Source organism: Corallococcus terminator, from assembly GCF_003611635.1.
GTDB lineage: Bacteria > Myxococcota > Myxococcia > Myxococcales > Myxococcaceae > Corallococcus > Corallococcus terminator.
This window is the reverse complement of sequence record NZ_RAVZ01000081.1, coordinates 1-14,275: the sequence shown is the minus strand read 5'-3', so window position 1 is coordinate 14,275 and position 14,275 is coordinate 1. Positions and strand designations below refer to the sequence as shown.

The 14,275-nt window shown below is 71.0% G+C and carries 10 protein-coding genes; 6 read left to right on the top strand and 4 right to left on the bottom strand.

Annotated elements, in window-relative coordinates:
* Positions 1-160 precede the first annotated feature (160 nt).
* A complete protein-coding gene (locus tag D7V88_RS14180) occupies positions 161-700 on the top strand; it encodes a hypothetical protein (protein WP_147448730.1) in 540 nt (179 codons plus the stop codon).
* 9 nt (positions 701-709) lie between these two features.
* Here D7V88_RS14180 and D7V88_RS14175 read toward each other — a convergent pair whose 3' ends face one another.
* The 4 genes from D7V88_RS14175 to D7V88_RS14160 all read right to left on the bottom strand — a co-directional run bounded on the left by D7V88_RS14175 (position 710) and on the right by D7V88_RS14160 (position 8,816).
* A complete protein-coding gene (locus D7V88_RS14175; RefSeq protein WP_120541172.1) occupies positions 710-3,463 on the bottom strand; it encodes a putative Ig domain-containing protein in 2,754 nt (917 codons plus the stop codon).
* Positions 3,464-3,639: 176 nt separating this feature from the next.
* The gene (locus D7V88_RS14170; RefSeq protein WP_147448729.1) at positions 3,640-5,655 is read right to left on the bottom strand and encodes a lamin tail domain-containing protein; all 2,016 of its coding nucleotides are present in this window, start codon (positions 5,653-5,655) and stop codon (positions 3,640-3,642) included.
* Between the two features lie 131 nt (positions 5,656-5,786).
* Positions 5,787-7,208 (bottom strand): IgA Peptidase M64, encoded by a 1,422-nt coding sequence (locus D7V88_RS14165; protein ID WP_120541170.1) that lies wholly within the window; start codon positions 7,206-7,208, stop codon positions 5,787-5,789.
* Between the two features lie 51 nt (positions 7,209-7,259).
* Positions 7,260-8,816: a PEGA domain-containing protein gene (locus D7V88_RS14160; RefSeq protein WP_120541169.1), complete on the bottom strand. Its 1,557-nt coding sequence runs from the start codon at positions 8,814-8,816 to the stop codon at positions 7,260-7,262.
* Between the two features lie 271 nt (positions 8,817-9,087).
* On the opposite strand from D7V88_RS14160, the gene D7V88_RS14155 reads away from it, so the two are divergent.
* The 5 genes from D7V88_RS14155 to D7V88_RS14135 all read left to right on the top strand — a co-directional run.
* Complete coding sequence (locus tag D7V88_RS14155) at positions 9,088-10,092, top strand: SDR family oxidoreductase (protein WP_120541168.1); 1,005 nt, start codon at positions 9,088-9,090, stop codon at positions 10,090-10,092.
* An 84-nt stretch (positions 10,093-10,176) separates the two neighbouring features.
* Complete coding sequence (locus D7V88_RS14150; RefSeq protein ID WP_120541167.1) at positions 10,177-11,178, top strand: diacylglycerol/lipid kinase family protein; 1,002 nt, start codon at positions 10,177-10,179, stop codon at positions 11,176-11,178.
* Between the two features lie 124 nt (positions 11,179-11,302).
* Positions 11,303-11,992 carry an NUDIX hydrolase gene (locus D7V88_RS14145; protein WP_120533595.1) on the top strand — a complete coding sequence of 230 codons (690 nt, stop codon included), beginning with the start codon at positions 11,303-11,305 and terminating at the stop codon, positions 11,990-11,992.
* 191 nt (positions 11,993-12,183) lie between these two features.
* Positions 12,184-12,987 carry a protein phosphatase 2C domain-containing protein gene (locus tag D7V88_RS14140; RefSeq protein ID WP_120541166.1) on the top strand — a complete coding sequence of 268 codons (804 nt, stop codon included), beginning with the start codon at positions 12,184-12,186 and terminating at the stop codon, positions 12,985-12,987.
* A 4-nt stretch (positions 12,988-12,991) separates the two neighbouring features.
* Positions 12,992-14,275, top strand: a 1,284-nt coding sequence (locus D7V88_RS14135; protein ID WP_208726283.1) for a hypothetical protein, incomplete at its 3' end; no start/stop codon positions are given.

The following is a 14,275-nucleotide window of genomic DNA, read 5'->3' as shown; positions in this document are numbered from 1 at the left end:
CTCCCCTGTCAGGAAGGGCGGGGTCCCTCCCAGCCGGGTCTCGCGAGCGAAGCGCGTGGTTCCCGGAGGGACGCGGCGTTCGCATCTTTTCCCGAGGGAGTGGGGGCGGGGTCCGTGATGTCGAGCGGGCCCTTTCGCACGAAGCGGGAGGACGTGGCCGATGCGTGGAATGCGCGGGACAGCGGGCCTGCTGGCGCTGGGCCTCGTGGGGCTGGGAAGCCTCTGGGCATGTGGACGCGAGGAGCCGAAAATCGAGGGCCCTTCCGCGAAGCAACGCGAGGGGCGCTCGGAAGTCCTGCGCGGGCTGATGGCCTCCAAGGAGCGGGTGGAGCCCGAAGCCTTGAAGGCCGCGGGCGAGGACGTGAAGGGGAAAGCCGTCTCCACGCAGCCGATGCCCGAGGGAACCGGCGGCTCCGGCCGGCCCGAAGCTCAGGGCTGGGCGGCGGGCAAGGTGTCCTGGGTGGGCGACGACGAGGTGCTCTTCGTGGACGGCTACGGCCAGGAGCGCGAGGTCCGCGTGGAGGAGGGCACCCACCTGCGCCGTGACGAACAGTCCGTGGAGCTGCGCGACCTGTCGGAAGGGGATGAGATCCGCGTCACCTACGAGGACACGAACGCAGGATGGCTCGCCCGGGACCTGGAAGCGGTGCCCGGGCGCGATGCACCCGCGCCGGATCCCACCTCACCGCCGCTGCGATAGCCCCCGGCTCTAGAAGATGCCCCCGTCCGCGCGGCGGCCCGGCGACGACGTGAGTCCTGGCGGCAGCGTGGTGTGCCGCACGAAGCCCGCGTCCGGCGACAGGTCCGGGGCGCGGTTGTCGGACACGTTGTCCACGGGGTTCGCGTAGGCGTAGGTGTCCACGATGCCGCCGTCGGTGCGTCGCAACTGCACGGTGTCCCTGTCGTTGTTGAGGCTCAGCGTCCCGCTGGAGGCCGCGACGGTGTCGGGCGTGCCGGAGGGGAAGGCCGTGGCCCCGCCGTAGATGACCAGGGCCCGGCCCGGGGCGAGCGTCGTGCCCGGCGCGAAGACGTGCCGCGAGGAGATGGCATCCCACAGGCTCCAGCGCGACAGGTCCACGGCGGCGGGACCCGCGTTGTAGACCTCGATGAATTCGAGCGCGGCGCTGCCCTGCGGCCTCGCGAAGAACTCGTTGATGAACACGCGCGGGTGCGTGCGCGTGAACCAGAGCGCCTCCGGGCTCATGTCGAAGCGCGAGTCCTTCGCGGTGTCCACCACGCGCACGCGCACCGTGGGGTTCTCCAGGTCCGGCACCGTCCACGCATGGCGGCCCACGGCCGCGGACACCGACGGGGCAATGACGCTCCAGTGTTCGCCGCCGTCGTAGGAGACCTCGATGCGCACGGTGCCCACGCCCGCGGAGCGCCAGGTGAAGGTCAGCGTCTCGCCCGCGACGAAGGTGCCGCGCAGGGGCTCGGTGAGCTTCACGCGCGGACCGGCGGGGCCGCTGAAGTCATAGCGACTGAGGACGGGGTAGTGGTCGCTGACGGCCCCGGCGTAGTCCGGAATGGACGTCTCGGGACGGAGCACCTGGACGGCGCCGGGCACGGCCTCGATGGTCATCTCGTCGGTGGTGAGCGTGTGGTCGATGACCTCGTCGTACTCCACGGTGGTGCGGTTGCGGGTGACGGTGAGCAGCTCGGTGATGAACGTGTAGTGCGTGGGGTCGTCGAGGAAGTTCGCGAACGGCGTGGGCAGCGCGGTGCCGTTGTCGGTGGCGATGGACTCATCCAGGTCGTCGTTCCAGTCGCCGATGACGAGCACGCGCGCCTCGGGCAGCCAGACGTCCAGGTAGTTCTTGAGCGCGGCGGAGGAGCGCAGGCGCTGCCCGTAGGAGGTCAGGTCCTCGAACGCCTTCATGTGCACGACGATGACGACCAGCGGCGCATCCTCGCCGTGGATGCGGGTGGTGAAGTCCACGCGCAGGGGAGGGCGTCCGCCGAAGTCCGCGGCCTGCGCGGTGAGGATGATCTGCGCGCTGCGGTAGGTGAGGGAGCTGTCGTAGAGGATGCCCGGCTTCTGCTCGCCCGCGGAGTACAGCGACGTGCCGCTCAGCACATACGTGGAGTTGTTCGCGAGGAAGCCCGTGTAGCCGGGCAGCCCGGCCTTGAGGGTGTCGAAGTCGGCGGTGTCCACCATCTCCACCAGGCCCCAGACATGGGCGTTGGCGGAGCCCATCACCTCACGGGCGCCCGCGACCTGGAGATCATCCGGCAGGCCGCCATCGGAGGTGGAGCGCGGCGGTCCCTGGTTGGGGGCGCCGAACCACTCCAGGTTCCAGTGGCCCACGGTGAACAGCTTCGAAGGCGCGAGCACCGTCAGCGGCAGGCGGCGCGACACCGTCTGTCCCGCCGCGTCGCGCACGGTGGCGGTGAAGGGCACGGTGCCCGCGGCGGTGGGCACGCCGGACAGGGTGCCATCGGAGGCAAGGGACAGGCCGGCGGCCAGCGTGCCGGTGAAGCTCCAGGTGTGTGGCTTGAGTCCGCCGGACGCGACGAGCGTTTCGGAATAGGGCTCGCCCACGCGTCCGTCCGCGAGCGTCAGGGTTTTCAGCTCGAAGTCGCGGGAGGCGAAGGACAGCCGCAGCTCGCGCGAGGCCGTGCGACCGTTGGCGTCGGTGACGGTGAGGGTGAAGGCCGCGCCTTCCGTCGTGGGCGTGCCCGACAGGACACCCGAGCCCGACAGGGTGAGGCCTGCGGGCAGCGCATCCGGGGCCACGCTCCAGACGAGCGGCGCCTTGCCTCCGGTCGCGGTCAGCGTCGTGGAGTAGGGCTGCGCCTCCTCGGCGTCCGGCAGCAGGGTGGAGATGATGGACGGCAGCGAGAAGATGGACAGCGCCTGGGTCCAGGAGGCGGCGCGGCCCGAGTCCTGGACGCCCACCGTGAGGACGACGCTCCCGGGTGCGGTGGGCACACCGGACAGGGTCCCATCGGCTTCCAGGCGCAGCCCGTCCGGCAGCGTGCTCCCGGTGCTCCAGACGGGGGCGACGGCGCCATCGGGCGCGTGGAAGGCCCAGGCGTAGGGGTCGGAGACATAGGCGTCCGGCAGCCGAGCGAACGCGGTGCCGCTGACGCGCAGGGACAGCGTCTGTTCGACGCGGGTGCCCCCGGCGTCCTGCACCTCGACCGTGAACGTGCTGTCACCGGAGAAGCGCGGGGTGCCCGTCAGGACACCCTCGGAGGACAGCGTGAGCCCGTCCACGAGCGGGCCCAGTGTCACCCGCCAGGAGTAGGGCGCCTGGCCCCCGGAGGCCGTGAGCGCGGCCTGATAGGGCGCGAGTGCTTCGGCGGGAGTCAGCGTCGCGCTGGAGATGGTGAGCGCGGGAGTCTGGCCCGCATCCACGGGCACGCCGCTGTCGGGAGGCGGGGAGGGCGTGGGGCCGGGGCCGGGACAGGCGCTGAGCAGCAGGGCCAGCAGCGGAGCAAGAACGCGAGGAAGGGACATGGGCCATCCGAGCCGGGCGCCGGGTTTCGCCGCGGACTCGAGACAGAGGCCCACCGCGATGGCGGGCGGCGCGTCCCGACAGGAGACAGCGTGACATATCCACCGGCCGACAAGAAGAAGGGCCGCGATCCCAGGAGGATCGCGGCCCTGTCACTTCAGGATGTCACGGGTAGCGACTACGGGGTCGGCGCACCGGGAGTCAGCGTGCCCACGAACTTGAAGTCCGCGTTGTTGTTGTTCGTGTCGTTGCCGTTCGGAACGCGCTGCAGCGAACCCACGGCGGCGTTCGAGTCGGCGGCGACGGTGCGCGTCCCCTCCTCGAAGTTCAGCGACTTGTCGCCCGCGGCCGTGGCGATGGTGAACGTGGTGTTCAGGCTGCCCGACTCGTAGACGACGCTGTCGAGCAGGATGCCTGTTGCGTTCTGGACCAGGCCGATGCCGTCACTGACGCCATTCTCGATGACGTCGGCGTTCGGGGTGGTGGCGGAGGTCCCCTTGATGACGAGCCGCAGCGTGCCGGCCGGAAGGGTCACGGTGTCGAAGAACGGCTGGGGCGCCGCCACGAGGTAGCCGCCCGCGGGCAGCGACGTGGCCGCATTACCGGCCGCGTCCTTCACGTCGGACAGGGCGAAGCGCAGGTATTCCTTGCGCGGAGTCGCGGAGGAATTGCCGTTGACGAACAGCAGGAGGACGTCGCTCAGGTCCGCCGCCGCGTTGCCGCGGTTGTAGATCTCCACGTACTCCAGGCCTGCGGTGTCGGCGCCGACGTTGTCGTAGTCGACCTCGTTGATGACCAGCGCGGCCCCGGCGGGGGGCGGCGTCAGGCTGGTGAACGACGCGCTGTTGGCCGCGGCGTTCAGCACCGTGCCGGCGGTGTCCTTCACCTCGCCGTTGACCGTCACCGTGTACGGGGTGGTCGGCGTCAGGGCATCCGTCGTCAGCGCGACCTGCGCGCCCGTGACCGTCGCGGCGGAGATGGCCGCGGCCGGCGCCAGGGTGAAGTCCGTGGCCTGCACGGTGGTCGCGTCCAGCTTGCGGTCGAACGTCAGCCGAACTTCCGTCGCGCTCGCGGCGAGCGCGCCGGTGAGCTTGGGGGCGGGGCAGGAGCTCACGCTGAGCTGGGACGGCGCGAACACGGACACCTGCGGCTGGGCATTGAAGCGCCAGACGATGCCGGTGGGCACAAGCACGGCGCAGCCCGTCGTCAGGTCCAGCTCCGACGCCACGGCGTCGGGGACGCGCAGGCGCAGGGGGCTGGGCGAGGCCTCGCCCGTCGTGGTCAGCGGGAAGCCGGTGAAGCCAGCGCCGCTCGCGGCCGCCGCCTCCACCGTTCCGGACACCGTCACCAGCCGGCTCTCATACGTCGCGGTCGTGCCGGCGTCCTCGAAGCTGCTGACGGTGGACACATCCACCTTGAGGCCCGGAGGCGTCCCGGTGTCCAGGTTCCACACGCCGTGGTTCTTGCTCACCACGGTCAGGTCCGTGACGGCCTTCACCGTGCGGATCCCGCTGGTGACTTCCGTCTCCGTGACGTTCAGGGTCACGCGGTCGCCCACGGCGACCGACGTGGCGGAAGCGGAGCCCAGCACGAACACCGCCGGCCCGGCCGCCTCGGCCTGCAGGAAGAAGCCGCCCGCCTCGGTGCTGCCCGCGACGGTGGGCTTCACGAAGGTGACGAACGCGCCGCTGATGGGCAGCGCGGGGGACTGCGCGCCCGCCGCCGCGGTGATGACCGCGGTGACCTGCGCGCTCGTCTCCGCCGGCGTCGTGGTGACGCTGGAGGCCTCACAGGTGTTCGTCTCGATGTTGCACGCCTGCGTCAGGTCACAGGCCGGGGTGCATGCCGTGGGGCCCGTGCCCGCGTCGGACGTGCCCGCGTCCGTGGTGGTGCCCGCATCCGTGCCGGCATCCGTCGTGGTGCCCGCGTCCGTGCCGGCGTCCGTCCCGGTGCCCGCGTCCGTGGTGGTGCCCGCGTCCGTGCCGGCATCCGTCGTGGTGCCCGCGTCCTCCTCGGGCACCGGCGTCAGCGTGCGCAGCTCGCACTTGTTCTCGACACAGGCGTAGGCCTGCCCCGCGGGCGGCACGCCCTTGTCGCGGCAGTCGAACTGATCAACACACTCGTCTCCACAACCCGTACCGACCGTGACGAACACGGTGGTCACGAGCGCCGGCAGCCAGCTCCGCTTCAGCATGTGAATGCCTCCCATTGGGGGTTCCAGATCGCAGACTGCGTCCCCCTTACACCTGAAAACGCAGGGGCGTCCATTTGCCCAACCACCTGCCACATCCCTGTCACGCACAGGACCCTTGGAATCTCTGAAAGTCAGGGAGTCTTCCGCGTCTGGGTGCGCGCCGGACCCGCGTAGAGGTCGATGACTTCACTGATGCCGTGCTGACAGACGGCGCAGAAGGGCACGCGGTCGCGGGTGAACATCACGCAGTCCGTTTGCGGACGGTAGAAGCCGCGCGACTCGTACATCGCGCCCTCGAAGGCCCCCACCTTCCCGGCCACCTTCAGCGCGCCCAGGAATTTCTCCTCCCAGTCCCGCTGTGACGTGAAGAGCGCGTCCATCTCCGCCTCGGGCTTTCGTTCCGCGCGAATCTTCTGCCGCCGCTGCTGGATCTGGACGGAATGCGCGTCGAACGCGACCTGGTTCCACGGCGTGGGGATGGGAGTGCCCGGGGTCACCAGGTCCTTCCACTTGAGCTGCGTGGGGTCCTTGAGCGCGGTGACGTTCTTCTCCCACGGCTCCACCCGGTCCTCGGGCGCGGGGCCGTAGACGGACGCGGAGGAGTAGTACTCGTCCGCGAGGCCCGCGAAGTGGTGGCCGAACTCGTGGACGAAGACGTAGGGGGCCCAGAGGCTGTCGGCCGCCACGGTGCCGAAGAGGTTGTGGATGCCGCCGCCGCCGTAGGTGTTGCCGTTGGCCAGGATTTCCACGAACTCGTAGGGCGCGAAGGCGGCGGTGTCACGCAGCGCGGCGTTGTCGAACGTGAGGATGTAACGCTCGGCGCCAAAGGCGTCGTACGTGGAACCCAGGGGTGGCCGGCGGTGGATGCCGGTGGAGGGCCGCGAGATGCCGGACTCGGCCGCTCCGGGCATCAGGCCCCAGACGTTGAAGTCCGCCTTGCGCTCCTTGAAGGGCGAATAGCTGAAGAGGATGTCCAGCATCCGCCGGGCGTCCTTCTCGAACTTCGGCCGCTCGGCCTCCGTGTAGCCGTCCCCCAGGATGAGGAAGTCCACCTTGTCCTGCGGCGGGCCGTTCTCCAGGAACTTGATCAACGCGCCCGGCGCGGGCGGGGAGGACGGATCGACGAAGGGGTCCTTCGGATCCACCACCAGCGACCACACCTCGCGGAAGGCGTTCTGCGCGTCGCGCTTCTTCAGGAGGACCTGGACGGGTCCCTCCGGGCTGGGGAAGCGCAGCGATTCGCTGAAGGTGCGGTGGCCCTGCTTCGCCTCGCCCGTGAGCTCCCACTCACCGAAGATGGAGGCGAAGCCGCGCGAGTACAGCAGCCGGTTCGTCTTCCGGTCCCGCACCTCGAAGAGGTACTTGCCCAGGTTCGTGTCGTCGACCATCCGCGTCGGGTGGCCTGGCCAGGGCAGCGGCTCCACCACGAGCCGCTCCAGGCTGAAGCGCTCCTCGGTGGCGTTGCCGGTGTGGAAGTAGTCGACGCGGAAGGTCCGGGGCGCGGCGAGGGCGGTGCTCGCCGTGAGCAGCAGCAGGAGGAGGGAAACGCGCATGGGCCGGCACTCTATGCGCACGGCCCCGGTGCTTCCCGCCGGAATGTCCGCTCAGAACGACCCGGAGACACTCGCCGCCGCGCCCGTCCCGTCCGCCGTGACGCCCAGCGTGACGGGAGGCGGCGGCTTCGCGGGCGAGGACACGAGGTAGAGCACCGCCCCCGTCACGACCGCCGCGCCCCCGCCGACGAGCAGGCCCGTCATCAGGTGGCTCTTCTTCACGAGCGAGTCGCGCAGCGCGACAGTCTGGGTGTCCGTGCTCACCAGCCGGCCATCGTTCGCCGCGCGGCGGGCCTCCAGGCCGTCCAGGTCCTTCTGGGCCAGCAGCCGCACGACGCCCGCGCCCCCCAGCGCCGCCACGCCCGCGCCCAGCGCCACGTAGGACGCCGTGCGCAGGCCCGTGTTCGCCGGGGCCGCGGTGGTGGACAGGGTCCCTTCCTCCGACAGGAGGCTGGGGGCGGTGAGGTCCGCGCCCGTGCTGGAGCCCTGCGTGGCCCGCGCGCTCGCGTCCCAGGGGGCGCGGCCATTGGCGTTGTTCATCACCACGAGGTTCGAGGGCGAGCGTCCGGTGGTGACGAAGTCCACGAGCGCGTTGAGCGCTTCACTGGGAGCCTCCAGGCCCTGGGTCTTGAAGCCGCCTTCGCGCAGCTTCTGTCCGCCCTCGACGTTGAGCACCGTGGCGGCGAACCACTTGGGCCCGCTGCTCGGACGCTCCAGCCGCACGACGATGACCTCCTCCACCCCGAGCGTGCCGCCCAGGCGCACCGCGTGACTCAGCGTGCGCTCCTCGTTCCCATCCTCGACGGCGAGGCACGGGAAGGGCGCGGCCGTCACCGACCCTTCGTACGCGAGGTCCACCAGCAGCGGCGTGTCCGCGCCCTGGACCTGCACCTGCCGGGGGAAGCTCACCACGTCCCCCTTCACCACGGAGAGGTCATACGCCCCGGCGGGAAGCTCCCGCGTGAGCGGCGTCTGGCCCACGCCCAGGCCGTCCAGGTACACGTCCGACGACGGCAGCGTGGACTTCACCGACAGCTTCACCTTCGGGGCCCGCGCCAGGTCGCGGCGCAGCTTCTCGAAGGCCTGCCGGATGGAGGGGGCGTACTGGTCCGGGTCCAACTGGTACTTCGGCTGGAGCCGCAGCACCTGGAGGAAGGCCGCGTCGCTGTCCTTGAGCTTCCCGAGCGCCCGGTGGTTGATGCCGTGCAGGAGCTGCGCGTGCACGGAGAGCTTCCAGCGCTCCTCCCCCGCGGGCAGGCGCTTGATGTCGCGCAGCGCATCGTCCAGCAGTTGGGTCGCCTTGCCGTTGCGGCCCTCGTAGAACTGGTCCTGCGCGGCGTCGAGCTGCCGCTGGAGCTCCTCGAAGGAGCGCGGGGGGGCGGGGAAGAGCCGCTCGGCGAACTCGGGAGCGCCCAGCACGCGCTGTTCGGGGCGGGCGCGCAGCGAGTCGTAGAACGCCTTCGACTGGCCGCTCAGCTCCGCGTCCCGGCAGTCGCCGCTGGAGACCACCATCCGCATGGGCGCGGCCTGCACCGCGGTGCACAGCACGCACAGCAGCAGCGCGAACGGGGTCGACTTCGGAACGGAGGTCTGGAGCACGGAGCGCATGGGCACGTGGGAGTGGAAGGAGATGCCAGGCCAGCGATGCAGGCCGCGTTCCGTCCTCTACCGGACTGTCCGCCCTCCAGGCCAGCGACGCCCGGCCCCCGGCCCCCGGTCCCGGACCTGGACGCCCGTCCGAGCCATGGGCCTTGCTGCTCCGCTGGCTGCCCTCCGGGGGAGCCGCCGGAGGCACGGGTACGACTCCTGCTTCGTCCCCACTTTCCGACGTGGGGCGTCACGGACGACGCCCATCCCACCTTCCCGAGGACCCCACCCCATGGATCGCGCCTGGAAGAAGAAGGTCATCGTCATCACCGGAGCTTCCAGCGGCATTGGCCGCGCCACGGCGTTGCTGCTGGCGAAGAAGGGCGCGCACGTGGTCCTCGCCGCGCGCCGGGAGGAGCCGCTGGAGGACCTGGCGGCCGAGTGCGAGGCCCTGGGGGTCCAGGCCCTCGTGGTGCCCACCGACGTGGCGGACGCCGCGTCCGTGCACCACCTGGCGGAGGAGGCCGTGCGCGTCTTCGGCCACTTCAACGGTTGGGTGAACAACGCGGGCGTGTACATGCTGGGCAGCCTGGAGGAGACGCCGGACGAGGCCTTCCGCCAGCTCATGGAGGTCAACTTCTTCGGCACGGTGAGCGGCGCGCGCGCGGCGCTGGGCCAGTTCCGCCGCCAGGGCTATGGGACGCTCGTCAACGTGTCCTCCGCCTTCGGGACGGTGCCGGCGCCGTACCTGAGCGCCTATGTGTCCTCCAAGTTCGCGGTGCGTGGCTTCTCCGCGTCGCTGCGCCAGGAACTGCTGCGCACCGGCATCGACGTGTGCACGGTGATGCCCGCCGCCATCGACACGCCCCTGTGGCGCCACACCGCCAACTACACCGGCTGGCGCATCCGCCCGGTGGAGCCCGTCTACGCGCCGGAGCGCGTGGCCCGCTCCATCCTGCGCGTCTTGCGCCACCCCGAACCGGAGACCCTCGTCGGCCCCGCGGGCAAGAGCTTCGCCGCGATGCACGGGCTGTTCCCCGCTGGCTTCGAGCACCTCATGCGCACGGGCACGGACGTGCTGCACTTCAAGGACGAGCGGCAGGGCGCCACCTCCGGCAACGTCTTCCAGCCCATGCCGGAGGGCACCGGGACGTCGGGCGGTTACCACGGGGCCGGAAAACAATGGCTGCGCCGTCTTCTGGTCGTCGGAGGACTGACCGCCGCGGCGGTGTCCCTGCGCCGCCGTGCGAGCGACCGCCGTCTGGGCATGAGGCTCTCCCACGCCCTGGGGGGTTGATGCCCACCTTTCGGGGGTGAGCCCCCATTCCGGGGGACTCCGTGACGGGGCCATGACATGACCTGGAGAAGAGTCGCGCCCGCCATGAACATCGCCGTCCTCGTCAATCTGCGTGCACGTAAAGGCTCCGAGGGCATGGGGGGGCTGGTCCGCGACCTGCTTCCCCGGGCTCGGGTGGCCCTCACCCGTTCCCTCGAAGAAGCGCGGGAGTGGGTGGACCAGCTTCGGCACGACCCGCCCAGCCTGCTGCTGGCGGGCGGAGGCGACGGCACCATCACTGGCCTGCTCAACGAGCTGCGCTCCCAGGGCGTGGCTCTCCCGGCCATCGGCGTGCTGCCCCTGGGCACCGGCAACGCCTGGGCCCGCGTCACCGGCGCCCCCCGTCCCCATGTGGCCCTGAAGCAGATCGCCGCGTACGGCGAGCGGCTGCCGCCCCTGCGTCCCTTCTCGCTGGTGCGGGTGGAGGGCCGGGTGGCGCCCTTCGCGGGCACCGGCTGGGACGCGGAGATGATTCAGGACTTCAAGAACCAGCTCGCCTCCGCCGGGCCGCTCAAGAGCTCGCAGGCGGGCCTGCGTGGCTACCTGGGCGCCATGTTCACCCGCACGGTGCCCCGGCACCTGTTCGGCGAGGGCAACCCGAACGTATCCGTCTACAACCTGGGCGGCTCCGCGCTGACCATGGACCCGACGGGCGCGGTGCGGCCCATCCCGAACGGCGGCGAGGGCGCGCTCCTTTACCAGGGCCCCGCGGGCGTGGCCGGCGCGGCCACCACGCCGGAGTGGGGCTTCGGCTTCAAGGCGTTCCCCTTCGCGCAGGCGGTGCCCCACCGGTTGTCGGTGCGCGTGTACGGCGCCGGGGTGATGGAAGCCACGCGCAACATGTTCCGGCTGTGGCGCGGGGAGCACCCCATGCCGCGCATGCACGACTTCTTCGTCGAGCGCCTGCGCATGGACTTCGACCGCGAGGTGCCCTTCCAGATGGGCGGCGACGTGCTGGGCATGCGCCGCTCGCTGGAGTTCGACCTGGCCGAGGAGAACGTCCAGCTCGTGGACTGGCGCCGCCTGGGCCGCCTGCTCGAAGCGTAGTCGCCGCTCCCGTCCTCCTTCCTTCGCGCGAAGGCGCTTGCCCCCACCGTGTCCGCTGGACACGATGCCGGCGCGCCACGCGCGGGGCTGTCACCGGGCGGAGGACGGAAGAGGGTGTCCACACGTGAGCCACACCTATGAGTACCCGCGCCCGGCGGTGACGGTGGACTGCGTCGTCTTCGGGTTGGACGAGGAGGACCTCAAGGTGCTGCTCATCCAGCGCGGGGTGGAGCCGTACGCGGGCCGGTGGGCGCTGCCCGGCGGCTTCGTGCGCATGGAGGAGTCCCTGGAGGACGCCGCGCGCCGCGAACTGGAAGAGGAAGCGGGCCTGCGCACCAGCCACCTGGAGCAGCTCTACACGTTCGGCGCTCCGGAGCGGGACCCCCGGGGCCGCGTCATCACCGTGGCGTACTTCGCCCTGGTGAAGCTCAGCGCCCACCACCTGCAGGCCTCCACCGACGCGCGCGAGGCCGCGTGGTTCTCCGTCTGGGATACGCCCAAGCTCGCGTTCGACCACGCGGACGTGCTTGCCACCGCGTTGCAGCGGCTCAAGGGCAAGGTGCGCTACCAGCCCATCGGCTTCGAGCTGCTGCCGCCCAAGTTCACCTTGTCGCAGCTCCAGCGGCTGTACGAAACGGTGCTGGAGCGCGAGCTCGACAAGCGCAACTTCCGCAAGAAGATCCTCGCCATGGACTTGCTGGAGGAGCTGGACGAGGTGGAGCAGGACGTGTCCCACCGCGCCGCGCGCCTCTACCGGTTCGACCACAAGAAGTACAAACAGCTCGAGAAGGCCGGCTTCAACTTCGAGCTCTGACGGGCCTCCCACCCCCTGTTGACTCCCTCGCTCCGGAACGCCCCGGAGTGCCGGTCCCGTGCGTCGCCTTGACTTCGTGTCATGTGGACACTATGTTGGTGTTGTAGATACACGAAGTCGGGGCGGCCGCCGGTCGCTTCCTTTTCCGCAGGTTCCTGTCGTGCGTGCCCTTCGAGGGCCACGGGAGAGCCATGTCCACGCTGCCCTTCGACGTCGCGGTGGGTTCGGTGCAAGGCCGGGAGCATGCGCGTTCGGGGCGCAACAACCAGGACGCCGTCTGGATCCGGGAGAGCGAGCACGGGCTGGTGGCGCTGGTGGCGGACGGGTGCGGCAGCCAGCCGTGCAGCGAACTGGGCGCGCAGTTGGGAGTGCGGCGGCTGGCGCAGGCGGCGCAGGCCCGGCTGGCGCGCGGGGAGCGGGTGGACGGCGAGGGCTTCCTCCCGGGGCTGCGCGAGGACCTGCTGGGGCTGCTGGACGGGTTGTGCGCGACGCTGGGCCGGGACGTGCTGGGGGACTTCCTCTTCACCATCGTGGGGGCGGTGGTGACGCCCGCGCACACGCTCGTCTTCTCGTCGGGGGACGGAGTGTGGATGCTCAACGGCGAGGTGCATGCGCTGGGGCCATTCCCGGGCAACGCGCCGCCGTACCTCGCGTACTCGCTCATGCGCGGGGAGGACGTGCCGCTGGTGTCACGGGCGCTGGTGCCCACCGACGACGTGCACGCGCTGCTGCTGGGCACGGACGGGGTGGGGGACCTGCTGGGGCTGGCGGCGGCGCGGCTGCCGGAGCGCGATGAGCCGGTGGGTCCGCTGTCGCGGTTCTGGACGGAGGACCGCTACTTCACGAACCCGGACGCGGTGCGACGGCGGCTCGCGCAGCTCAACCGCGAGTCGGTGCGCGCGGACTTCGCGGAGCGGCGACTGCTGCGCACGCCGGGCCTGCTGTCGGATGACACGTCGTTGGTGGTCCTGCGTCGGCGGATGGGGAGGGCGTGAGGCCATGGACCTCTGGTTGGAAGGCAAGAAGCTGCGGTTGGATCCGCAGCGCGCGCTGGGCAAGGGCGGCGAGGCGGATGTGTATGACCTGGGCGACGGCCGCGCGCTCAAGGTCTTCAAGCGGCCCGAGCACCCGGACTACCTGGGCCTGACGCACGAGCAGGACGCCGCGAAGGCCCGGCTCGCGGAGCACCAGAGCAAGCTGCGCGCCTTCCCGCAGGGGCTGCCGTCGAGGGTGGTGACGCCGCAGGCGCTGGCCACGGACCGCAAGGGCGCGGAGGTGCGGGGCTACGCGATGCGCAAGCTGGACGGCGCGGAGCCGCTGCGGAGGTGGGGCGAGCCCGCGTTCCGGCGCGCGGGTGGAACGTCAGCCGACGCGGTGACGGTGCTCGCGGGGCTGCACCGGGTGCTGGGGGCGGTGCACGCGGGCGGCGTGGTGGTGGGGGACTTCAACGACCTGAACGTGCTGGTGACGGGGACGGACGCGTACCTCATCGACGCGGACAGCTTCCAGTTCGGCGGCTACGTCTGCCCGGTGTTCACCGAGCGGTTCCTGGATCCGCTGCGCCTGGACCCGAAAGCGCAGGCGTTGACGCCGGTGCGTCCGGCGACGGTGGACAGTGATTGGTATGCTTTCGCCGTCACCGTGATGCAGTCGCTGTTGTGCGTGGGACCGCAGGGCGGCATCCACCGTCCCAAGGCGCAGGGGGCGCGGTTGAACGCGGTGGCGCGGGTGCTCCAGCGCGTCACCGTCTTCCACCCCGACGTGCAGTACCCCAAGCCCGCGCTGCCCCGGAGCACGCTGCCGGATGAGGTGCTGCACCTGTTCCACCAGGTGTTCGTGGAGGACCGTCGCGGCGCGTTCCCGCTGCCGGTGTTGGAGGGCCTGCGCTTCACGGTGTGCGCGTCGTGCGGCGTGGAACATGCGCGGACCGCGTGTCCCACGTGTCAGCCGCATGCGACGGCGGCGGCCACGCCGGTGACGTCGGTCCGGGGGCAGGTGGTGGCGACGCGGAAGTTCACCACCCGGGGCGTGGTGGTGCACGCGAGCGCGGACGACGGGACGGTGCGCTTCGTCTACCACGCGGACGGCGCGTACCGACGCGAGGACGGGCGCACGGTGATGCGCGGCGGGTTGGATCCGTCGCTGCGCTGGGCGGTGCAGGGGGACGTGACGCTGCTCGGGCAGGGCGGCCGGGTGGCGGTGTTCGCGCCGGGCCGGGCGCCGGAGTTCCTGGGGGTGGACACCTGCGAGAACAAGCCGGTGTTCTCGGCCAATGCCAGACAC